The 20612-nt window shown below is 68.4% G+C and carries 22 protein-coding genes; 13 read left to right on the top strand and 9 right to left on the bottom strand.

Annotated features, from left to right (window positions below; all coding sequences use genetic code 11):
- Positions 1–1569, bottom strand: coding sequence for a PTS transporter subunit EIIC (locus tag NM203_RS20275; protein ID WP_255062102.1), 1569 nt, complete (start codon positions 1567–1569; stop codon positions 1–3).
- 105 nt (positions 1570–1674) lie between these two features.
- On the opposite strand from NM203_RS20275, the gene NM203_RS20270 reads away from it, so the two are divergent.
- Genes NM203_RS20270 through NM203_RS20255 form a run of 4 tightly spaced genes read left to right on the top strand, consistent with a single transcriptional unit; the run spans position 1675 to position 4425 of the window.
- Positions 1675–2145, top strand: a complete 471-nt coding sequence (locus NM203_RS20270; RefSeq protein WP_255062100.1) for a PTS sugar transporter subunit IIA — start codon at positions 1675–1677, stop codon at positions 2143–2145.
- Positions 2145–2930, top strand: coding sequence for a glucosamine-6-phosphate deaminase (gene nagB, locus NM203_RS20265; RefSeq protein WP_255062099.1), 786 nt, complete (start codon positions 2145–2147; stop codon positions 2928–2930). Before NM203_RS20270 ends, nagB begins: the two co-directional genes overlap by 1 nt.
- Positions 2931–4073 carry an N-acetylglucosamine-6-phosphate deacetylase gene (nagA, locus tag NM203_RS20260; protein ID WP_255062098.1) on the top strand — a complete coding sequence of 381 codons (1143 nt, stop codon included), beginning with the start codon at positions 2931–2933 and terminating at the stop codon, positions 4071–4073.
- 28 nt (positions 4074–4101) lie between these two features.
- Entirely contained in the window at positions 4102–4425 is a 324-nt protein-coding gene (locus tag NM203_RS20255) for a hypothetical protein (protein ID WP_255062094.1), read from the top strand.
- A 9-nt stretch (positions 4426–4434) separates the two neighbouring features.
- On the opposite strand, the gene NM203_RS20250 is transcribed toward NM203_RS20255, so the two are convergent.
- A complete protein-coding gene (locus NM203_RS20250; RefSeq protein ID WP_255062092.1) occupies positions 4435–5124 on the bottom strand; it encodes a TVP38/TMEM64 family protein in 690 nt (229 codons plus the stop codon).
- Positions 5125–5283: 159 nt separating this feature from the next.
- Here NM203_RS20250 and NM203_RS20245 point away from each other — a divergent pair, with 159 nt between their 5' ends.
- Positions 5284–7080 carry an HNH endonuclease signature motif containing protein gene (locus tag NM203_RS20245; RefSeq protein ID WP_255062091.1) on the top strand — a complete coding sequence of 599 codons (1797 nt, stop codon included), beginning with the start codon at positions 5284–5286 and terminating at the stop codon, positions 7078–7080.
- Positions 7081–7085: 5 nt separating this feature from the next.
- Here NM203_RS20245 and NM203_RS20240 read toward each other — a convergent pair whose 3' ends face one another.
- A complete protein-coding gene (locus NM203_RS20240) occupies positions 7086–8183 on the bottom strand; it encodes an NAD(P)H-dependent amine dehydrogenase family protein (protein WP_255062089.1) in 1098 nt (365 codons plus the stop codon).
- Between the two features lie 18 nt (positions 8184–8201).
- Complete coding sequence (locus tag NM203_RS20235) at positions 8202–8741, bottom strand: spirocyclase AveC family protein (RefSeq protein ID WP_255062292.1); 540 nt, start codon at positions 8739–8741, stop codon at positions 8202–8204.
- 587 nt (positions 8742–9328) lie between these two features.
- Between NM203_RS20235 and NM203_RS20230 the strand changes: the two genes are divergently transcribed.
- The 3 genes from NM203_RS20230 to NM203_RS20220 are packed head-to-tail and all read left to right on the top strand — an operon-like array spanning position 9329 to position 12602.
- Positions 9329–10312, top strand: coding sequence for an LLM class flavin-dependent oxidoreductase (locus NM203_RS20230; protein ID WP_255062088.1), 984 nt, complete (start codon positions 9329–9331; stop codon positions 10310–10312).
- An 11-nt stretch (positions 10313–10323) separates the two neighbouring features.
- On the top strand, positions 10324–11397 hold the full coding sequence (locus NM203_RS20225) for an NAD(P)H-dependent amine dehydrogenase family protein (protein WP_255062086.1): 1074 nt from the start codon (positions 10324–10326) through the stop codon (positions 11395–11397).
- Between the two features lie 11 nt (positions 11398–11408).
- Complete coding sequence (locus tag NM203_RS20220; protein WP_255062084.1) at positions 11409–12602, top strand: cytochrome P450; 1194 nt, start codon at positions 11409–11411, stop codon at positions 12600–12602.
- On the opposite strand, the gene NM203_RS20215 is transcribed toward NM203_RS20220, so the two are convergent.
- Entirely contained in the window at positions 12589–13866 is a 1278-nt protein-coding gene (locus tag NM203_RS20215; protein ID WP_255062083.1) for a TetR/AcrR family transcriptional regulator, read from the bottom strand. The two genes, NM203_RS20220 and NM203_RS20215, sit on opposite strands and share 14 nt — an antisense overlap.
- A 171-nt stretch (positions 13867–14037) precedes the next feature.
- On the opposite strand from NM203_RS20215, the gene NM203_RS20210 reads away from it, so the two are divergent.
- Positions 14038–15276: a cytochrome P450 gene (locus NM203_RS20210; RefSeq protein WP_255062081.1), complete on the top strand. Its 1239-nt coding sequence runs from the start codon at positions 14038–14040 to the stop codon at positions 15274–15276.
- A gap of 17 nt (positions 15277–15293) precedes the next feature.
- Here NM203_RS20210 and NM203_RS20205 read toward each other — a convergent pair whose 3' ends face one another.
- On the bottom strand, positions 15294–15491 hold the full coding sequence (locus tag NM203_RS20205; protein ID WP_255062079.1) for a hypothetical protein: 198 nt from the start codon (positions 15489–15491) through the stop codon (positions 15294–15296).
- A gap of 84 nt (positions 15492–15575) precedes the next feature.
- Between NM203_RS20205 and NM203_RS20200 the strand changes: the two genes are divergently transcribed.
- Both NM203_RS20200 and NM203_RS20195 read left to right on the top strand, forming a co-directional pair.
- Complete coding sequence (locus NM203_RS20200; protein WP_255062291.1) at positions 15576–15950, top strand: hypothetical protein; 375 nt, start codon at positions 15576–15578, stop codon at positions 15948–15950.
- Positions 15951–16010: 60 nt separating this feature from the next.
- On the top strand, positions 16011–16643 hold the full coding sequence (locus tag NM203_RS20195) for a GNAT family N-acetyltransferase (protein WP_255062078.1): 633 nt from the start codon (positions 16011–16013) through the stop codon (positions 16641–16643).
- A gap of 3 nt (positions 16644–16646) precedes the next feature.
- Here NM203_RS20195 and mbtN read toward each other — a convergent pair whose 3' ends face one another.
- The 3 genes from mbtN to NM203_RS20180 are packed head-to-tail and all read right to left on the bottom strand — an operon-like array spanning position 16647 to position 19659.
- Complete coding sequence (gene mbtN, locus NM203_RS20190) at positions 16647–17804, bottom strand: mycobactin biosynthesis acyl-ACP dehydrogenase MbtN (RefSeq protein WP_255062076.1); 1158 nt, start codon at positions 17802–17804, stop codon at positions 16647–16649.
- Entirely contained in the window at positions 17801–19393 is a 1593-nt protein-coding gene (mbtM, locus tag NM203_RS20185) for a long-chain-fatty acid--ACP ligase MbtM (RefSeq protein ID WP_255062075.1), read from the bottom strand. Before mbtM ends, mbtN begins: the two co-directional genes overlap by 4 nt.
- Positions 19390–19659: a mycobactin biosynthesis acyl carrier protein MbtL gene (locus tag NM203_RS20180; RefSeq protein WP_255062074.1), complete on the bottom strand. Its 270-nt coding sequence runs from the start codon at positions 19657–19659 to the stop codon at positions 19390–19392. The genes mbtM and NM203_RS20180 overlap by 4 nt, the downstream gene beginning before the upstream one ends.
- A 79-nt stretch (positions 19660–19738) precedes the next feature.
- Between NM203_RS20180 and NM203_RS20175 the strand changes: the two genes are divergently transcribed.
- Both NM203_RS20175 and crcB read left to right on the top strand, forming a co-directional pair.
- Entirely contained in the window at positions 19739–20209 is a 471-nt protein-coding gene (locus tag NM203_RS20175; RefSeq protein ID WP_255062073.1) for a fluoride efflux transporter FluC, read from the top strand.
- Positions 20206–20577: a fluoride efflux transporter CrcB gene (gene crcB / locus NM203_RS20170; RefSeq protein ID WP_255062072.1), complete on the top strand. Its 372-nt coding sequence runs from the start codon at positions 20206–20208 to the stop codon at positions 20575–20577. Before NM203_RS20175 ends, crcB begins: the two co-directional genes overlap by 4 nt.
- Positions 20578–20612: the final 35 nt, after the last annotated feature.

Here is a 20612-nt window from a genome sequence, read left to right as displayed (position 1 = left end):
CTAGAGCACCTCGTTGATGTCGTTCTTGAGTGCTTCGGACTGCGTGCCGAACACCGCCTGCACGCTGTTGCCGACCTCGATGACACCTGCTGCGCCAAGGCTTTTCAGGCGGGCCTGATCGACCTTGCTCTTGTCGGCGACCTCCATCCGCAACCGCGTGATGCAGGCGTCGACGTTGACGAGGTTCTCCCGGCCGCCGAACGCCTCGATCAACTGCTCGGCCGTGCTGGTGGCCGGCGCGGTCACGGTCGCCGTGGACCCGGACTCCGCCGCCACCGAGGTCACGGACGCCGTCGCCTCTTCGAGGTTGGCCTGCTCTTCGGCCTCGAACTCCGCCTCCGGTTCGCGGCCGGGGGTGCGCAGGTTCCACTTGACGATCGCGAAGCGGAACAGCAGGTAGTAGACGACGAAGAACACGACGCCCATGCCGATCAGCAGTGGAATGTTCTTCGCGGCGGGCGCTCCGCCGTAGAGCAGGAGGTCGATCAAACCGGCGGAGAACGAGAAGCCGAGATGGATGTCGAGTAGGTACGCGATCGCCAGCGACAGTCCCGTCAGCAACGCGTGAATCACGTACAGCGGGAAAGCGACGAACATGAAGGCGAATTCGAGCGGTTCCGTGACGCCGGTGAGGAACGCCGTCAGCGCAGCGGCCGACAGGATGCCGACGGCGACCTTGCGCTGCTTCTTGTTCGCGACGTGGATCATCGCCAGTGCGGCGGCGGGTAGCCCGAACATCAGGATCGGGTAGAAGCCCGACGTCAGGTGGCCACCGGTCGGGTCGCCCGCGGCGAAGCGGGTGAGCTCACCGGTGACCACGCCGTCCGGGGTCTCGTAGTCGCCGTAGAGGAACCAGATGTACGAGTTGGGGATGTGGTGCAGGCCGATCGGGATCAGCATGCGGTTGGCGAACCCGTAGACGAACGCGCCGATTGCGCCCGCGCCGCCGATGAACTCGCCGAGGCTGGTGAGCCCCGCGTCGAAGATCGGGTAGAAGTAGCTCATCGCGAAGGCGATGAACAGGCTCGCCAGGGACACCACGATCGGGACGAACCTTCTGCCGCCGAAGAATCCGATGTACGAGGGGAGTTGGATCGTGTGATAGCGATCGAAGAGCCACGCGGTGAGTAGACCGATGACGATACCGCCGAACACGCTGTAGTTGATCTGAGCTTGTTCGCCCGCCTTGTCGAGTACGCCGGCGAGCACGAACGGCGACATCGTCTCGAACACCTTGTCCATCACCAGGTAGCCGACGACAGCGGCCAGTGCGGTGGACCCGTCGGCCTTCTTGGCGAAGCCGATCGCAACGCCGACCGCGAACAACAGGGCGAGGTTGTCGAACAGCGCACCGCCCGCGGCGCTCATCGCCTGGAAGAACGGTCCGATGACCGGCGCCTCGATGCGACCCAGCAGGTCGGGCTGTCCCAGTCGCAGGAGGATGCCTGCGGCGGGCAGCACCGCAATGGGCAGCATGAGGCTCTTGCCGAGCCTCTGCAGTAGCGCGAAGCCGGGTATCCTCAGTCCCGATTTCTTCTGTGGTCCACCGGTTTTCGTCGCATCGGTCATCGTTGAGGCCCTCCTGCTTCGCCACGGTCGAGCACCGCTGAAGTTGTGCGAAAGCCTAGACGAGAACCGATGAACCCGCGGCCGTCTTTCCGTACAGTCATGTCCGTGAGCACAACGCAGGTCCTCGCGCCCGTGGGCGGACGCGCCGTCGCCCTAGCCGATGTTCCCGATCCGGTGTTCTCGGCCGGCATGGTGGGCTTCGGCGCCGCCGTCGACCCGCCGCGTGAGGTGGTGCAGGCCGTCGCCCCGGTCAGCGGCAAGCTGCTTAAACTCATGCCGCACGCGTACGTGGTGCTGACCGCCGACGGTGTCGGCGTTCTGGTTCACCTCGGACTCGACACCGTTGCGCTGAACGGCGAGGGATTCACCACGCACGTCGCCCAGGGTGACGACGTGACGCACGGCCAACTGATCATCACCTACGACGTACCCGCCATCGAGGCGAAGGGGCTCAATCCCATCGTCCCCGTCGTGGTGATGGACGAACGCGAGGCGGCCAACGTGGCGCCCTCGGCGGCGGTGCTGACTGGTAACCAGATCGCTTCCGGGGCAGGTCTTTTCACGGCGAACAAGTAATGGAGGTCATCATCCTTCCGGGTGCCGTCGACATCGGCGCCGTTGGAGCCGACGCGGTGGAGGCGCTGCTGGCCCGTACACCGAATCCGGTGCTGGGGCTCGCGACCGGGTCGTCGCCGCTGTCGATCTACGACGAGCTGGTCCGCCGATACGCCGAGGGGCGACTGACGTTCGCCGGGGCTCGCGGCTTCACCCTCGACGAGTACGTCGGGCTGCCCGCGAACCACCCCGAGCGCTACGGCAACGTGATCGACCGGGTGTTCGTCTCGCGGGTCGACTTCGCGCCGGGCGCGGTCACCGGTCCCGACGGACTCGCGGCGGACATCCCCGCGGCGTGTGCCGCCTACGAGGACGCGATCCGCGCCGCAGGCGGCGTCGACCTGCAGATCCTCGGGATCGGGACCGACGGGCACATCGCGTTCAACGAGCCCGGCTCGTCGTTGGCGTCGCGCACCAGGATCAAGACCCTGACTCGGCAGACCCGAATCGACAACGCGCGCTTCTTCGACGACGACGTCGACGCGGTCCCCACGCACTGTCTGACGCAGGGGCTCGCCACGATCATGGAGGCGCGGCACATCGTGCTGGTGGCGTCCGGACGCAGCAAGGCCGAGGCCGTCCATCAGCTCGTCGAGGGCGCGGTGAGCGCGATGTGGCCCGCCACCGTGTTGCAGCTGCATCCGCACGTGTCGGTGCTTCTGGACGACGCCGCCAGTCGCCGACTCCAGTTGGTCGATTACTACCGCGAGACCTATCGGTCGAAGCCGGACTGGCAGGGCATCTAGGTGCTCGTCACCGCCGACACCGTCGTCACGGGCGCCGAGGTGCTGCGGCCTGGTTGGATCGAGGTGTCCGGCGCCAGGATCGTCGCGGTGGGCGCAGGGCCTCGGGGTGATGTGGACGTCGTACTCGGTGCGGTCACGGTGGTGCCGGGATTCGTCGACAGCCATGTGCACGGCGGTGGCGGGGCGAACTTCACGGCGGCGACGGCGGAGCAGACGGCCACCGCGGTCGAGTTGCACCGCAGGCACGGCACCACCTCGTTGGTCGCCTCGCTCGTCACCGCGAGCCCGGAGGATGTGCTGCATCAGGTCCGGGGTTTGGCGGCGGACGTGCGCGCGGGCGTCATCGACGGCATCCACCTGGAGGGGCCGTGGCTGTCGACGCTGAGGTGCGGGGCGCACCAGCCGGGCCTGATGCGCGACCCCGACCCGGCGGAGATCGCGCGGATCCTCGACGCGGCCGACGGTGCGGTGCGGATGGTGACCGTCGCCCCGGAACGCGACGGCGCGCTCGAGGCCATCGCGCAGTTCGTAGTCGCCGAAGTCGTTGTAGCCGTTGGTCATACGGAGGCGACCTACGAGCAGACGGTGGCGGCGATCGATGCGGGCGCGACGGTGGGCACCCACCTGTTCAACGCGATGCGTCCGATCGACCGGCGTGAGCCGGGGCCGGTTGTCGCGCTGCTGGAGGACGACCGGGTCACGGTCGAGATCATCACCGACGGTGTCCACGTCGACCCGGCGGTCTACCGGCTCGTGACGCGGACGGCGGGGCCGGACCGGGTGTCGCTGATCACCGACGCGATGGCGGCGACCGGCGTGTCGGACGGCGTCTACCGCCTCGGGCCGTTGGACGTCGAGGTCGTCGAGGGAGTGGCGAGGGTGGCGGGCACGGACACCATCGCGGGCAGCACCGCGACCATGGACCGGGTGTTCCGCTTCGCCGTCACGCACAGCGGGCTGCCCCGCGACGACGCTCTCCTGGCGGCGGTGCGGCAGGCGTCGTCGAACCCCGCACGCGCGCTTCGTCTCCCGAGCGTCGGGCTGGTTTCGGGTGCGTTCGCAGACCTTGTCGTGCTGGATGCCGACCTCGCCGTCAGGGGTGTGCTGCGGCGAGGGGAGTGGATTGTCGGTGAGCTCGCCTAGAGTTCGGCGCATCGAGAAGGGGGAGAGAATGAAACGTCGTTTCGTCGCCGCGGTGGTCGGCGCGTTGGCAGCAGTGGGTGGTGTGGTCAGTCCGGTGGCCTACGCCGACTCCTGGCGGATGCCGGACGTGATCGGCATGGATCTGCAGGGCGCCCAGGACATGGTGCAGTCGGCGACCGGTGGCGAGGTGTGGTTCAGCAGCTCAACGGATCTGACAGGTCAAGGCCGGGCGCAAGTCAGCGATCGCAACTGGCAGGTGTGCACATCGACCCCGCCTGCGGGCAGTGTCATCACCGTGTCGAGCGATATCGATTTCGGTGTGGTGCGCATCGACACCGAGAGCTGTCCGTAGTCGGCACACCTAGTCGCGCGCGCGGGCGCGCCAGTGCCGGAAGCCGCGATGGGCCGCGAATGCGCCGATGACGGCCGTCACGATCCAGACCGCGAGTGCGGCGTAACCCAGTGGCGAGTTGAGGTCGTTGATCGACGCGCCGAGTGCGGTGTAGACGAATGCCCGCGGCGCTGACCCGATGAACGCGCCGACTGCCATCTGCCACAACGGAACTCCGAAGGCGCCGAAGGTGTACGACGCGAGGGCGTCGGATATGCCGGGGATGAAACGCTGCCCGACGACGGCCCACAACCCGTAGCGCTCGATCCGAGCGTCGATGCGGTCGGCCCGGTCGGCGCCCAGCAGCGCGCGTGCACTGTCGCGACCCGCACGCCTGCCGATGAGGCTCGCGATGACGGCGGTGCCGACCGTTGCGCCGAGCGTGACGAACACGCCGATGACGGGCCCGAAGAGGACGCCGCTGCCTGCGGCCAGGATCGGGCCCGGCACCAGGATCGCGCCGAGCAGTGCCGATACGACGATGTAGGCCAGCGGCGCCGCAGGCCCGGCCGCCGCGACCGCGCTGCGGACTGTCTCGACGTCGACGACGCGCGCGACGGTGAAGAGGTAGAACAGCGCACCCAGGAACGCCACCAACACCAGTAGCCGGACGACATGGCGTCGTTGGGATTCGGGTTCGGGATTCTCGGTGTCGGTCATGCCGACGTCGATTGTCCAGCACGAGCTCATAGCACGTGGGTCCGACAGCTTCTGGTACGCGGGTGCCGGTTGTGCACAGTCCGGGATTCATCCACAGCTCGGGCTCTGTGCTGGAGTTTTTCCTGATCGGTGGTCTGATGGCCGGGGATAATCGAATGTATGTGCGAGACCGTCGATCCAGCGTTGTTGGATGACGCTGCGCTGAATCTGTCGATCACCGGGTACGCGCGGATCGAGGCCGCCGCTGCCGGGCATCGCCTGGCCCTGATCGCGGAACTGGTCGACCGGCGGCTGGGCACCGACCTGGCCCGCAGCCGCGAGCGCTCGGCCTGCGACGCCTGGGATTGCTGTGCCGCCGAGATCGCCGCCGACCTGATCGTCAGCCACCGCACGGCCTCGGGGTTGATGTATCAGGCCCTGGACCTGCGCGACCGGATCCCCCTGACCGGGGACCTGCTGCGCCTCGGCGACATCACCCCGAAGGTCGCGACCACCGCGTCGTGGCGCACCCAGCTCGTCGACCCCGACGCGCTGGCCCGGGTGGACGCCGACCTCGCCGCAGTGGCCACCCGATGGGGCGGCTACTCCGAGCAGAAACTCGCCGACGCGATCGACGCCGCGATCGAACGCCACGACCCCGACGCGGTGCGCCGGTTCCGCACCGCGCAGAGATCGTTGAACATCGCGTTCGGCAAACCCGACGACGCCACCGGCACCCGATCCATCTACGGGCGGGTCAGTGCCCTGGACGCCGAGCTGACCGACCGCCGCCTGGACGCCATGGCCACATCGGTGTGTCCCGAGGATCCGCGCACCCACGGCGAGCGTCGCGTGGCGGCCCTCGGGATCATCAACGCCGGCGGCGATCACCTGCCGTGTCTGTGCGGATCGGCGGACTGCCCGGCCACCGGGCCCGACGCCCGCGGTAAGCACTTCGAGATCCTCGTCCTCACCGACAACCCCCACCCCGCCGACGGCCCGGCACCCGAGGCACCCGACGACGGCCCGGATGACGGGCCCGATGACGGTGGGCCGCGCTACGACCCGGACTACGACTGGGAACAACACTGGACCGACGAAGCGCCACCCGGGGATGAGGAAGAGCCCGAACTGCCGCCCGGCGACGGGGAACCGGACCGAGACGTCGACCCCACTCGTGACGACGGTGTAGGTGACGACCCGGTCGTCAACTGGGAACACCATCGGCCCGCCGAAGACGAGCCCGACGATCAGCACCCGGAGCCGCCACTCGACGAGGAATCCGCGCCCGAACGTATGGATTCCGTCGCCGAGCTCGAGAGTGCCGAATCCGCAGCAACGACTTCCGAACCCACACCGGCCCCGTGCAGCTACACCGCGATCGTCGCCGGCGGTGGCGTCCTGCCCGCGGCGCTGCTGGCCGACCTGTGCCGGATGGGCGCCTCCATCCGCACCATCGCCACCCCGGAGGACCTGACCGCCGAGGTGCGCTACCGGCCCTCCATCGCGACCCGACGCCTCGTACGGGCCCGCGACATGACGTGTCGGTTCCTCGGCTGCGATCACCCGGCCGAGTACGCCGACCTCGACCACACCGTCCCCTACGGCCGTCCCGGCGGGCTGACCCATCCGGGCAACATCGCCACGCTGTGCCGAAAACATCACCTGCTCAAGACGTTCTGGGTCGGGGAGGGCGGCTGGTCCGAGGACCAGCTCGCCGACGGCACCATCGTGTGGACGAGCCCGTCCGGACTGAAACACCGGGCGCCGCCGGGCAGTCGGATCTACTTCCCCAACTGGGACCCCACCACACCACTACCGGACACCCCGGCACCGGTCACCGAACCGCCCCCCGGCCGCGACCTCCGGATGCCACAACGAAGACGCACCCGCGCCCAACAACGCGCCGCCGCCATTGCCGCCGAGCGCCGACGCAACCGCGAAGACCGGCTCACCGAATGCACCGCACCGTTCTGACCGACTTAGGAAGCGGCGAAGGCGCCCTTGGGTATCGTCAGCGGCAGCTCCACCGAGCTCACCAGGCCCGGCTCTGCGGCCATGACGTAGGGGACGGCGTTGAGGACGCGCATGGCCGTGGCGACCATTGCGCCAGCGCCCGAGGTCATTCCGCCGATGCCCGCCCCCGCCGGATCCCGCAGGGTGGCGGCCAGTGTGCAGTCGATATCGGGTACGCCCGTGATGTTCACCCGGTAGGACAGGTCGCCGATTCCCCGCGGCCAGTCGGGGGCGACGTCATGAGCCAGGCGGGTGACGTGCTCGATGATGATCGCCTCGCGGCCGTCGACGACGCCGATGGCCTGCATCCGCAACGCCCCGCACGTGCCCGCCTCGACCCTCCCCATCGCGACGTCGAGGGTGCGTTCCGTGATGGCGCGATCGAATGTCTCACGGACCTCCTCGATCTCGACGCCAAGCGCCTCGGCGACGAGGCGCAGCTGGCCCTGCCATTCGCCGGCGATCGCGCCGGGGAAGCTGATCCACGGCTCGTACTCGAGGGGTCGGCCGAAGCCCAGTGCGTCGGACATGATGTCGGGCACGCCGTAGTCGTCGTACAGGCCCATCTCGTAGCAGTGGATCGTCTCGATTTGCGACGACTGCGTGGACAGCACGAGCGGCAGGTAGTCGGCGGCGAAGCCGGGCTCGATGCCCGAGGCGTACAACGTCACCTGTCCCTGCTTCGCCGCAGCGGCAAGCTGGTCCCGCCATTCCGCGGGCTCGTAGTTGTGTGGATTGACCAGACGGGTGGTGCTGGTGGTCACGACGTTCAGGCCGGCCGACAGTAACTTCACGTAGTCCGGGATGTGTCCGGCATCCCGTTCGGGGCCGCTGGCCGCGTAGATGACGCAGTCCGGTCGCAAGGCGATCAGCGCGTCCGCGTCGTTGGTCGCCGCGACGCCGATCGGATCGCCCCCCGCTAGCACTCCCGCGTCCGTGCCGACCTTGTCCTCGGAATGCACCCACACGCCCACGAGTTCGAGATCGGGGCGATGCTGAATGGCGCGGATGGCGATCGCGCCGATCCCGCCTGTCGCCCAGACGACTACGCGCTGCTGACTCATATCGCTCTCCTCCGTTGGTTACCGATAGAACGGGCCCGGCTTGCCCGCGCGCTCCAGATCGCCGTACGGGTCGTAGACCTTCACGGCGGGGTAGGGGTACTCGTCGTAGGACGGCGTGGCGAAGCCGCCGACGCGCAGCAGGCTGAACACCGCGATCGGCACCGCGACGGCGGTCATCAGCACGGCGATCGCCACCGCCAGCAGTCGAGGGGTGGTCGGCGGTCCTCCGACGATGGGGAGGCGTTGGGCGACACGCGCGACGAACGCGGGCCGACCGCGGTCGTCGGGCACGCAGAGGACGGCCACCACGGCGAACAGGAAGCTGTCGTAGATCACCATGTACAGCGGCAGCTGCCTGCCTGCGACGTCGAGCACCGGTCCGGCGGCTTGCGTGTAGACGAACAGGTCGACCTTCAGCCACAGGAACTGCATGAGCGCGTTGACGGGCAGGCCGACCACGAACCCGGTGGCGAACACCGCGAGACGGCGATGCCCGCCCGGCTTCACGTGCGGCTCCACGACGCGCCGGTATATCGACAGCAGGCCGACACCGGTCAGGACGTAGTAGCTGGCGTATCCGCCGAGAAACGACAGGGTGGGGTTCGAGTAGTGGCGAGATGTTGAAATACGGCCACGACAGCGGAAAGTGGGCGACGCGGGCGTCGAAGACCGCGAACGTGGCCCAGTTGGCCAGCGGGTCGAGAGCTCCCGCGCACAGTCCGGCGATGCCGACGATCAACGCCCAGTGCGCCCTGCGTTCGCGGACGGACCACCAGCCCACCACCCCGAAGAAGCCGATGGTGACGGCCACCGACATCGCACTCGTGACCAGAGGCCAGTTGGTGACACCGAGGAAGCCGGGGCGCTGTGCGTACTGCGGGTCGGGGTTGACGGTCCGGGGATCGCCGTGCAGCCCGGTCTCCATGTTCAGTAGCGCGACGATGGCGAACACGCCGAAAGCGGCTGCGAGCGCGACCCATCCGACACGCCCGCGCCGTTGGCGGGTGTCCGTCGCCGATGCAGTGGTCAACCTCGTACCTAATGTTTGATCCGCAAGCTAGCAGGGAGCCCGCTAAGCGGTCAAGGGGTGCAGTGCGGACGTGTCGGCCCTTTCCACATCGAAGAACAAACGTTAGGTTGAGGGCGTGCTGACGCTGCGGTTCGACATGCGTGCCCCCGACTGGGCTGGACCCGCTGCCGACCTGTACGCGGCGGCGATCGACATGTGCGGATGGGCGGAGTCCAGGGGCGCGGTGCTGACGGTGCTGTCCGAGCACCACGGCACCGAGGACGGCCACCTGCCCACGCCGTTGATACTGGCCTCGGCGATCGCCGCAAGGACAACGTCGCTCGCGATACTTATTGCCGCGGTGCCGATTCCGCTGTGTGATCCGGTGCGACTTGCCGAGGAGATCAACGTGCTGGATCTGATCAGCCGCGGTCGGGTGTCCTACGCGTTCGGGGTTGGCCACCGCCCGGAGGAGTACGAACACGGCGGCGTCGACTTCAGCGAGCGCGGGCGCATCGCGGACGAATACATCGCGGCCGTGCTCGCACTGACCCGAGGCGAACCCGCCGACGTTGCCGGCCGTCGGGTGCGCGTGACCCCACAGGGCACGTCGAGCGCCGGGCCGCCGATGATGATCGCCGGCGGCAGTCGGCCGGGGGTGCGCCGGGCCGCGACGCACGGCCTCGGCTTCATCTCGCAGATCGATCGGCCGGACCTCAAGGACTATTACGACGAGCGGTGCCGCGCCGCAGGTAGGGAGCCGGGTTTCGTCCAGTTCCCCGTACCGGGCGCTCCCACAGCGGTATTCGTCGCCGACGACGTCGGTGCTGCCTGGGACGAACTCGGGCCGCATCTACTGCACGACGCGCGGATGGCGGCGGCCTACCGACACGGCGACGATTCGATTGCGAGCATCACGCGGGCCGACGACGTGCCGGCACTGCGGGCGGCCGACGGACCGTACCGCATCCTGACGCCGGCCGACGCGGCCGACGTCGTCCGCGCCGGCCGCCCGCTGCCCCTGCATCCGCTGTGCGGGGGGATCGACCCGGCCGTTGCGTGGCGGTACCTCGACACCGCAGTCTCCGCAGTCGCCGCAGTCGAACAGTCCCGAACCTGAGAGGAACATACGTGGCAACACCCGCCCGAGTGATCGTCTGGTCGACCGGAGGCGTCGGCTCCATCGCGATCGACGCGGTACACCGACGTCCCGATCTCGAACTCGTTGGTGTCTGGGTTCATTCGCCGGACAAGGTCGGTAGGGATGCGGGTGAGTTGGCGGGAATCGAGGCGATCGGGATCACCGCGACCAACGACGCCGACGCCCTCATCGCCCTCGCACCGGATGCCGTGGTGTACGCCGCGAGCGGCCCGGAACGCGACGCGGGCGCGGTTCCCGACTACCTGAAGCTGCTGGGGGCCGGCATCAACGTCCTGTCCACGTCGACCACCAGCCTGGTGTACCCGCCGTCGTACTTCGCCACGGAGTGGCGGGATCAGCTCGACGCGGCGGCCCGCGCAGGCGACGCGTCGTTCTACGCCTCGGGCATCTTCCCCGGCTTCGCATCCGACCAGCTCGCCCTGCTGATGACGACGCAGTCGAAGAACATCCGCACCGTGACCGCCACCGAGATCGCACTCAACGACCACTACCCGGTGGCCGACGTGATGATGGACGGGATGGGTTTCGCCAGGCCGCTCGACTTCGAGCCGATGCTGAAGACGCCCGGCTTCATCGAAATGGCCTGGAAGGCACCGATTCACCTCATCGCGAAGGGGCTCGGTGTGCAGATCGAGGAGATCAACGGAACACTCGATCGCGAGGTGACGCATCGCGACATCGAGGTGGCGTTCGGCACCATCCCGGCCGGGACCTGCGGCGCGGTGCGCACCAGGGCGGCCGGGGTGGTGAACGGTCGCGAGGCCATCGTCATCGAGCACATCATCCGGATGTCTCGAGACGTCGCGCCGAACTGGCTCACCTCGGACTGCGACGCGACCTATCGTGTCGACATCGAAGGTGAACCCGACATCCACTGCGCCATGACGATGGGAGCGGCCGAGGGCCACGCGGCGGGGCACGCGGCGATGGCCGCCACGGCGATGCGGGCGGTCAATGCGGTGCCCTACGTCGTCGACGCCCCGGCGGGTCTGCTCAGTTCGCTGGACATTCCGACGACACTGCCGCGACACGCGTTCGAGTAGGGGGAATCGACGTGACGGACCCGAAAACCGTTGACCTGTATTACGATCCGTTCGACTTCGTGATCGACGACGATCCGTACCCGGTGTGGCGGCGGATGCGTGAGGAGGCGCCGCTGTACTACAACGAGCGCCACGACTTCTACGCGCTGAGTCGTTACGACGACGTCGCGCGCGAGTTGCCGAACTGGCAGACCTACCGGTCCGGCCGTGGCACGACGATGGACGTCATCAAGAGCGGCTTCGCCGTGCCACCGGGCGTCATCCTCTTCGAGGACCCGCCGCTGCACGACCTGCACCGGCGGCTGCTGTCGAAGGTGTTCACCCCGCGTCGGATGGCGGCCATCGAGCCGTTGACCCGCCAGTTCTGCGTGCGGGCGCTCGATCCGCTGGTGGGGGCGGGCGGATTCGACGTCATCGCCGACCTCGGCGCGCTGATCCCGATGCGCACCATCGGGTACCTGCTCGGCATTCCCGAGCAGGGGCAGCAGTTGATTCGGGACACCACGAACTCCGCCATCGATCTGAAGGAGGGGGAGTACGTCGTCGCCGAGGGGTCGTTCGAGCAGGCGTATCAGCTGTTCGCCGACTACATCGACTGGCGCGCCGATCACCCGTCCGACGACCTGATGACCCAGCTGCTCAACGCGGAGATCGAGGACGACGACGGACTGCGCAAGCTCACGCGCACCGAGGTATTGACCTACACCAGCATGGTCGCGGGTGCCGGTAACGAGACGACGACGCGGCTGATCGGGTTCGCGTGTCAGCTGCTGGCCGAACACCCGGATCAGCGCCGCGAGCTGGTGGCCGACCCGGAGCTGATCCCCGGCGCCGTCGAGGAGGTGCTGCGCTTCGAGGCACCGTCACCGGTACAGGCGCGCTACGTCGCCCACGACACCGAGTGCCTCGGCCAGTCCATCGCCGAGGGCTCGATCATGTTGCTGCTCAACGGATCCGCCAACCGCGACGAATCCCACTTCCCGGGCGGCGAGAGGTTCGACATCCACCGCAGGGGCGGCCATCTCAGCTTCGGGCAGGGTCTGCACTTCTGTCTCGGCTCGTCGCTGGCCCGCATGCAGGCGCGCGTCGCGTTGGAGGAGCTTCTGAGGCGATGGCCGGAGTGGGACGTCGACTACGCCGGGGCGGCCAAGGCGCACACGGCCAGCGTGCGAGGGTGGGCGACGCTGCCGATCACGACGCGATAGAACCCGCGACAACCCCGCGTAGCAGAGTGTCGCGGACGTGGACGAGCGCCGCGCGGGCCCCGACCTCGCGCAGGATGTTCTCCGGGATCCACTGCAAGCCGATGACGCAGCGCGCCAGCATCTCGGTCGGGACATCGTCGACCTTGATCGCGCCCGCCTTGATCTCCTTGGCGAGCAGGCTCCTGGTCTGCTTGAGCCGAACGGGGAAGTCGACGCTGGGATTGGGTGCGTCGGGCGGGATCTGGCGCATCCACGCCAGTTGGATGCGGAACTCGTCGCCGAACCGGTCGAGTGCGTTGATGTTGAGCCAGCTCAGTGCGTCGAGTTTTTCGAGCGCTGTCGAATCCGTCCGCAGCACCTGGCGGGAGCCCGCCTCGACCTTCTCGCCGAACGAGTTCACCACGGACGCCAGGAGTTCGTCCTTGGACCCGATGAGGCGGAACACCGTGCCGTGGCCGATGCCCGCGGCGGCGGCGATGTCCCGCACCGTGGTTCCCTCGTAGCCGCGGCGGCCGAACTCCTTGCGCGCGACCGCGCGAATACGGGCGACCTTGTCGTTCTCCGGCTCGTCGTCCTCGGTCCAGCCTGTGATGGCTGCGTCGGCCGCCCGGAACGCCGCCGATGAGTCCAGTTCGGTGTCGGACGGTCGGTCGGTGGCCAAGCCCTCCAGGATGATTCGGCAGGACAGCGTGGCGATCTGCTCGGTGGCGGCGTTGTGCCGCATGACGTCGAGGCCGGTCCGCAGCATCGTCTGGCAGATGCGGTCGGCCAGCACGCGCAGATCGATGTCGGGTTTCAGATAGCCGGCCCAGCGCGCCGCCCGCAGCGTCTGGTACATCGCTTCGAGTATGGCGGCGGGCCGACGCTGGGTCCATTCGATCAGCTCGGGATTGCTGCTCGGCGTCTCGTACATCGAGATCTGAATGGCGGCACGATGTGTCACGGCGCAATGCGCGATCTCGCCGCCCAACGCTGCGATCCGGGCGAAACCCGGCCGTGCAGCGGGGTCGTCGAGGGTGGCGAGGGTGCGTTCGGCCAACCGGTCGAGATCCGTGTGGTAGCCCCGCAGCAACTCGACGAGAAGTGCTTCCTTGCTGTCGAAGTGGTGATACAGGCTGCCGGTCTGAATGCCGGCCGCTCCGGCGATGTCGTGCATCGACGTGCGGAGTCCGGAGGTGGCGATGAGGGACGCGGCGATCTCGAGCACCTCGGCCCTGCGGGTGGTGTCGTCGGCGGCCACGCTCTTGCCAGCGGACACCGTCATCGCGCTCCCGTCCAGCCGAACCAAGGTTTGGTCAACGCTAGCAGGTCGAAGCGGGTGGGACACTGCGTCTCCGGCTGTCAGGGGTGTCGATCTCGCCGGAGAAGCAGCGTCTGCCGTCACAGTAGCAGAACAAACGTTAGGTTTGTTAGCCTGTGCCGTGGAGGAGGCGCCATGACCGAGCCGACGACGGCCGATGAGTTGTCGCAGGAGGTGAAGGACGCCCAGGCGAAGTTCGATGCGGGCATGGGCGCCGACGGTGACGCGTCGCCGTACCCGATGTTCGCGGAACTTCGCGCCGCCGCCCCGGTGCATCCGGGTTGGCGGGAGATGGGCATCCTCGAGAACGCGGCCGAGGGGCAGCAGTTCTTCTCGGCCTACACCTTCGAGGCCGTCAAGGCGGTGTTCACCGACAACCGGACGTTCAGCACCAAGTGCTACGAGGCCATCGTGCGGCCGCTGCAGGGCCCGACGATCCTCGAGATGCAGGACCCCGAGCACGCGGTCTATCGACGGCTGCACGAGTTCGCCTTCGCGCGGTCGTCGATGCGGCGGTGGGAATCCGAACTCGTCCGGCCGCTGGTCGAGCGGACCGTCGACAGGCTCCGTGACCGGAGGTCCGCGGACCTGGTCGAGGACGTGTTCATGCCGATCCCTGTCCGCGTGATCGCCGCGCTGATCGGGCTGCCGGAGTCGGACATCCCCATGTTCCACCGCCTGGCGATCGACCTGCTGGGTTTCCACTCCGACATGGAATCGGCGATGACAGCCTCGGCAAAGCTCAAGGAGTACTTCGTCGGCATCCTGGCGGATCGCCGCCGCGCGCCGCAGGACGACATGGTGACCGTGCTCGCCGAGGCCGACATCGACGGCGTCCGGATGTCGGACGAGCAGATCTACGGATTCATGCGCAACCTGCTGCCCGCGGGCGCGGAGACCACGTCGCGGTCGACGGCGAGCCTGGCGTTCGGGCTGCTGAGCCATCCCGAGCAGCTGGCGGCGGTGACCGCCGACCGTGAGCTGCTGCCGCAGGCCATCGAGGAGGGCATCCGCTGGGAGACACCGCTGTTGAACTTCATGCGCGAGACGACCGCCGACATCGAGTTCTTCGGCGTACCGATTCCCGCCGGCTCGACGATAGCCGTGAACCTCGGCAGCGCCAACCACGACGATGCCAGATGGGACCGCCCCGAGGAGTTCGACGTCTTCCGGGATCGCAAGCCGCACATCGGATTCGGTCACGGTGCACACGTCTGCCTCGGCATGCACCTGGCGCGGCTGGAGAGCACGATGATCTTCAACACGCTGTTCGATCGGCTGCCCGGCCTCCGGCTCGATCCCGATGCGCCCCCGCCCTTCGTCTCGGGCACCTACTTCCGCTCACCGCAGCATCTGAGGGTCGTGTGGGACTGAAAGGCTGACGGGCGTCCCTAGGCTCGGCGAGCCTCGAGGAAGGCCCGCAACCGGGCGTCGTCGGTCGTGAAGCGGGCGGCCTCCTCGCCGCCGTCGCAGCGCAACAGCGCGACCGTCACACCCCGTGCCGTTGTGGCGAGCACTTCCCACGTCGCACCGGAGTCCTCCCACCGCGTCAACTCCTCGACGTAGTCGCGGTCGGCTTCCTGGTCCATGCGTCTAGGATTCCACTCGATGAGAGCCAGGCGAGCGTGAACGGCATCGCGGTAGCCGCGTCGGCGACGTTCGTCTGGCTGGGTATGGTGCTGGCCATCTCGTTCCTCGAGGCCCCCCTGAAGTTCCGCGCGCCAGGGGTGACGACGACAATCGGGCTGGGCATCGGACGCCTGGTCTTCCGCGCGCTCAACGTCTGCGAGCTGGTCTTCGCAGTGGTTATCGCCGCCGCGCTGTTCGCGACGTCGCACGGGTTCGGGATCGACGTGGCGTTCACCGTCGCCATCGCCGCGCTGTTCTTCCAGACCGTCGTCGTGCGACCACTGCTCGCGCGGCGCACGGCGGAGGTGCTGGCGGGTGACGAGGGGACGCGCTCCCGTGCTCACTTCGCGTACGTCGCCCTCGAGGTGGTGAAGGTCATCGCCCTGATCGTCGGCGGAATCGCGCTCCTGTCGGCCTGACTCGAACGGGCGCAAGGTAGGCAAACCTACCCTTACTCGGTCCGGTAGGCTCTGCGCCAAATGACGGATCTCGAAGAGGCGCTGCCCGTTCTGCCGCGTGAGCTGACCACCATCACCGACGAGGTACGCGCCGTACCCGCCCCGCCCAGTCCGGTACTGGCCGAGCCCTACTCGCTGCGACCGGTGGACGCCGAGACCGACGCCGACCTGCTCTCCGAGTGGATGAATCGGCCACACCTGGTCGAGGCGTGGGAGTACCCGCATCCGCCACGCTGGTGGCGCGGTTACCTGGGCGCCCAACTGGCGGGGGACTACTCGCGCCCGTTCATCGGCAGCTTCCGCGGCAAGGACGTCGCTTACCTCGAGGTGTACCGCGCCTCGAAGGACTCGATCGCGCCGCGATACGCAGCCGAACCGCACGACCTCGGCTTCCACGCGGCCATCGCGGATCTCCGCTTCGTCAATCGGGGTATCGGGCCGATCCTGTTCCCCCGGGTGGCCGCCAGCCTTTTCGAGCTCGAACCCGACTGCCGCCGAATCATGTTCGACCCGGACTACCGGAATACCGGCGCCCGCGCAGTGTGCGAATGGGCGGGTTGCACGTTCCTCGGCGAGCACGACATGGCGAACCGACGGATGGCTCTTTACGCGCTGCCGCGGACCCCGGAGGACGTGCCCAAGCCGCTGGGCTAATGCCTAGGGCTCCTGATCGAACTCGGCGTAGCCGTCGTAGTCGGGCTTCATCGCGGCGGCGACGAGCTCCCAGAGCACCTCGTCGGTGCCGCCGCCGACTCGCGCGAGTTTCATGTCACGCCACCACTTTCCGAGCGGCGTCTCGTCGACGAGGTAACCCGAGCCGCCGAAGATGTGCATGCACTCGTTCATCACCTCTTCGCCGAGGCGGGCGGCGGTGACCTTCATGGCGGCGGCGGCGCGCAGGTCCAGCTTCCCGGCCGCGGCGATGCCGTCCAGTGCGTAACGGAGCATGTCGACCCGCGCCTGCAGGTCGGCGACGCGTAGCCGCAGCGCCTGATGCTCGTAGAGCGAGTGCCCGAACTGGCGTCGGGTCATCATGCGCGCCAACGTGATCCCGAGGACGCGCTGAGCCGACGTCGACACCAGGCCCGCCACCGACATGCGTTCCTGCGCCAAGCCCCATGAGATCGCCGCGAGGCCGATACCGGCGCGGGCCACCAGGGCGTCGGCGGGGACGACGGTGTCGATGTGCACGGCGGCGGTGTCCAACGGGCCGGCGCCGACCTTGCGGTACGGCGTCTGGATCTCGCACTGCGCCAGCGGAACGGCGACGACGACCACGCTGCCGTGCTTGCTCGTCGGATCGTGGTCGACGCTGCGCGCCACCGCCATCACGTGATCGGCGATGGGGGACAGGGAGACGAACTTCTTTATGCCCGTGACGTGCAGGCCGTCGGCGACGGTGCGCACCTCGGTGCCCACGATCTGCAGGTCGGAGCCGCCCGACTGCTCCGAGGCGCCGATGCACAGCACCGCATCGCCGCGGATCGCCTGCTCGGCGATGTCCCTCAGGTAGTCCGACTTGCCGAACCGGCGCAGGATGGCGATCGCCGAATCGTGCAGACCCACACCGACCCCGATACCCGCCGAGCCCAACCGGCCCAGCCTGCGGGCCAGCTCGATGACCTTCGCGACGTCCGACTGCTGCTGGCCGGGTGGCCACTTCGCCGCGAAAACGCCCGACTCACCGAGGTATTCGATCAGCTCGCGGGGAAACTGCTCGGCCTCTTCGGCTTTCTCGGTCCACGCCATCACGCGATCGTCGAAGACGCCGTCGAGCAGGTCGCGGTAGTCCTCGAGTGACGTGGCGTCCGTCATCGGCCGGCCCCCTCCAGATTGCGTTTGACCTCGAGGCGGCGCAACTTGCCCGACGACGTTCGCGGCAGCGAGCCGGGTGTCATGAACACGACGTCGGCGGGGACCACGCCGCACTCCGAGGCGATCCGTGTGACGAGCTCGCTGCGTGCGGCGGGTTCGTCGGAGCCCTTGAACTCGGCGGCGATCACCAGACCGGGCCGCGCCGACGATTCGCCGGTGCCGACTGCGACGACGCCACCTTCGCGCACCCCGTCGACCTGCGCTGCGATGCGCTCGATCTCGGCGGGGAAGACGTTTCGCCCGGCGACGGTGATGAGCTCCTTCGCCCTGCCGCACACGACGAGTTCCCCGTCGACGAGGTATCCGATGTCGCCGGTGGGCAGCCAGGCGCGCGGATCGATGTCGGATTCGCCGACGTAGCCGGTCATCAGGGAGGTGCCCCGCACCTCGACCTCGCCGACGTCGCGGCCGGTGACGTCGGTGTCGTGGCGGGCCTCGGTGTTCAGGCGGATCTCCATGCCGGGGATGGCCGCACCGAGGATCGCGTACTGCCGAAGGACGCGGTGATCGCCCGTCGCGATCTCCAGCTCGTCGACTCGCAGTCCGGTGAACGGCTCGGGAACCGTTACCGCGCAAGTGGATTCGGCTAGACCGTACGACGGGGCCAGTGCGGTCGGGTCGAAACCGAACCGGGCCATCTCGGTGGCGAAGCGCGCGGTGCCCACGCAGTCGACGGGCTCGCCGCCGTTGAGGGCGAAGCCGATGGTGCTCAGGTCGACGTCGTCACCGACGATCCCGGCGTACTTGCCGATGATGTTGTAGGCCATGTTCGGTGCGGCGGTCATCGTGGCCCGGCTCTCCGTGAGCCACTTCAGCCAACTGAAGGGGGACGCGGCGAATGCGGGTGTCGGCGCCTGCCAGACCTCGGCGCCTCCCAACAGCGTCGTCAGCAGGAAGGCCAGTCCCATGTCGTGGTAGATCGGCAGCCAACTCTGGGCCCGCACCCGGCTGTCGACGTTGACGCGCGCGACGAGGCCGCGGAGATTGGCCAGCGACGCCTCGGGCGAGATCCGGGCGGTGCGAGGCGTGCCGGTGGATCCGGCGGTGCCCTGCAGGATCACTGGATTGTCGCTGTCGCCGACGCCATGTGCGGCGAACGTCGTCGACCGCCCGCTGTGCCCGAACGCGGTGACGTCGAGCACCGTGACGGCGTCGTCGCGTCCGCGGAGTTTCTGCAGCAACTCGCCGTGGCTGAAGACCGTGCTCACCCCGATGCTGCGGAACCGCGCGATCGTGGCGTCGGCCCAGTGCTCCGGGTCGGCGCCGCGAACCGGGCCGGGCAGGATCGACAGCGCCGCACCGGCGAAGAAGGTGCCGGGGATGGCGGCGAGGAACTCGACGGTCGGGTCGCCGACGAGGCCGACGGCTCGGGCACCGGAGTCGCCGACGCGTTCGGCGATGTTCTCCGCCCGTGCGTGCACCTCCTGCCACGGATGGTGCGACCACTCGCCGGATTCCGTGTCGAGTACGTGCAGACTCGTCGTCGCGGCGGTCATCGCGGCCGAGAGCGCCGCGGCGAGCTGATTCACGAGTTCGACTGCGCGGCAGGCACCTTCGCCAGAATGGCCGCTTCCAGTTCGCCGACGGTGTCACAGCTCAGGAGGTCCTCCTCCGTCAGTGCCACACCGAGTCGATCCTCGATGGCGACCATGCCGACCGCGAACGCGACCGAGTCCAGGCCGACGTCGTCGATCAGTCGGGAATCGGGGGTGACGCGACTGATGTCGACGTTCATGTCGTCGCGCAGGATCTCTGACAGCGCGGTGTGGACCGCTTCCGGTGTTGATTCAGTCACGGCGTGCGACGGTACACCGACAGCTTAGCCAAGGCTAGGCTTACCTACAGCGCGCGCCGGGCGGCGGTAGAGTCCGGCCGTGGCCGACGATCCGCACCTCGAACTGCCGGTCGATCCCGACGTCCCCGGCCGACCGCTGCACCTGCGGCCGTCGTCGCTGGCCTGGGTGTTCGCCGGCGGCGTCGTCGGCACGGCACTGCGGTACTGGGTCGAACTCGCGATTCCCCACGACGGCGCGGCGTGGCCGTGGGGGACGTTCCTGATCAACCTCGGTGGCGCGTTCATCCTCGGCGCGCTGCTGGAGGGTCTGGCGCGCCTGGGCGACGACGCCGGATGGCGCCTGCGGGCCCGCCTGTGCGCGGGCACCGGCGGGTGCGGGGCGTTCACCACCTACAGCACGCTCGCGCTGGAGGCGTCGTTGCTCGGTAGGAACGGGCACGTGGGAACCGCGGTGAGCTACGGAGTCGTCAGCGTCGTCGCCGGCATCGTCACCGCGTGGCTCGGCATCGTGGTCGCGTCCAGCCTGCGCAAGAGCGGGGCACCCGCGTGATCGTCGTTCTCACCCTGGTCGCCGGAGCGTTCGGGGCGGTGACCCGCTTCGTGCTCGACTCGTCGATCAAGCAGCGCTGGACGTCGTCGTTTCCGCTGGCGACCGTCGTCATCAACGTGACCGGTTCGCTGCTGCTCGGCGTCCTCGCCGGCCTGGTGCTGTTCCACGGTCAACCGAGCGCGTGGCAGACGATCGTGGGCACCGGATTCTGCGGCGGTTACACGACCTTCAGCACCGCGAGCTTCGAAACCGTTCGACTGGTCCAACTGGGCAGGCGCGGCTTCGCATTGCTCAACGCGCTCGGCTCGCTCGTGCTGTCGGTTGCTGCGTGTGCCGCCGGGCTCGCCGGAATGTGGTCGCTCAGCTGAATTCTCGGCGACGCGGCGGTGCGGCACGCCACGAG

This window comes from Mycolicibacterium arenosum, assembly GCF_024320865.1.
Lineage (GTDB): Bacteria > Actinomycetota > Actinomycetes > Mycobacteriales > Mycobacteriaceae > Mycobacterium > Mycobacterium arenosum.
Note: the sequence above shows the minus strand (reverse complement) of the source record. Positions and strands in the feature narration are given on the sequence as shown.

Excerpts from the sequence above, each read along its gene's own strand:
- NM203_RS20275 (WP_255062102.1), bottom strand. The coding sequence starts at position 1,569 with ATGACCGATGCGACGAAAACCGGTGGACCACAGAAGAAATCGGGACTG.
- nagB (WP_255062099.1), top strand. The coding sequence starts at position 2,145 with ATGGAGGTCATCATCCTTCCGGGTGCCGTCGACATCGGCGCCGTTGGA.
- NM203_RS20255 (WP_255062094.1), top strand. The coding sequence starts at position 4,102 with ATGAAACGTCGTTTCGTCGCCGCGGTGGTCGGCGCGTTGGCAGCAGTG.
- NM203_RS20250 (WP_255062092.1), bottom strand. The coding sequence starts at position 5,124 with ATGACCGACACCGAGAATCCCGAACCCGAATCCCAACGACGCCATGTC.
- NM203_RS20245 (WP_255062091.1), top strand. The coding sequence starts at position 5,284 with ATGTGCGAGACCGTCGATCCAGCGTTGTTGGATGACGCTGCGCTGAAT.
- NM203_RS20240 (WP_255062089.1), bottom strand. The coding sequence starts at position 8,183 with ATGAGTCAGCAGCGCGTAGTCGTCTGGGCGACAGGCGGGATCGGCGCG.
- NM203_RS20215 (WP_255062083.1), bottom strand. The coding sequence starts at position 13,866 with ATGACGGTGTCCGCTGGCAAGAGCGTGGCCGCCGACGACACCACCCGC.
- NM203_RS20210 (WP_255062081.1), top strand. The coding sequence starts at position 14,038 with ATGACCGAGCCGACGACGGCCGATGAGTTGTCGCAGGAGGTGAAGGAC.
- NM203_RS20205 (WP_255062079.1), bottom strand. The coding sequence starts at position 15,491 with ATGGACCAGGAAGCCGACCGCGACTACGTCGAGGAGTTGACGCGGTGG.
- NM203_RS20200 (WP_255062291.1), top strand. The coding sequence starts at position 15,576 with ATGGTGCTGGCCATCTCGTTCCTCGAGGCCCCCCTGAAGTTCCGCGCG.
- NM203_RS20195 (WP_255062078.1), top strand. The coding sequence starts at position 16,011 with ATGACGGATCTCGAAGAGGCGCTGCCCGTTCTGCCGCGTGAGCTGACC.
- mbtN (WP_255062076.1), bottom strand. The coding sequence starts at position 17,804 with ATGACGGACGCCACGTCACTCGAGGACTACCGCGACCTGCTCGACGGC.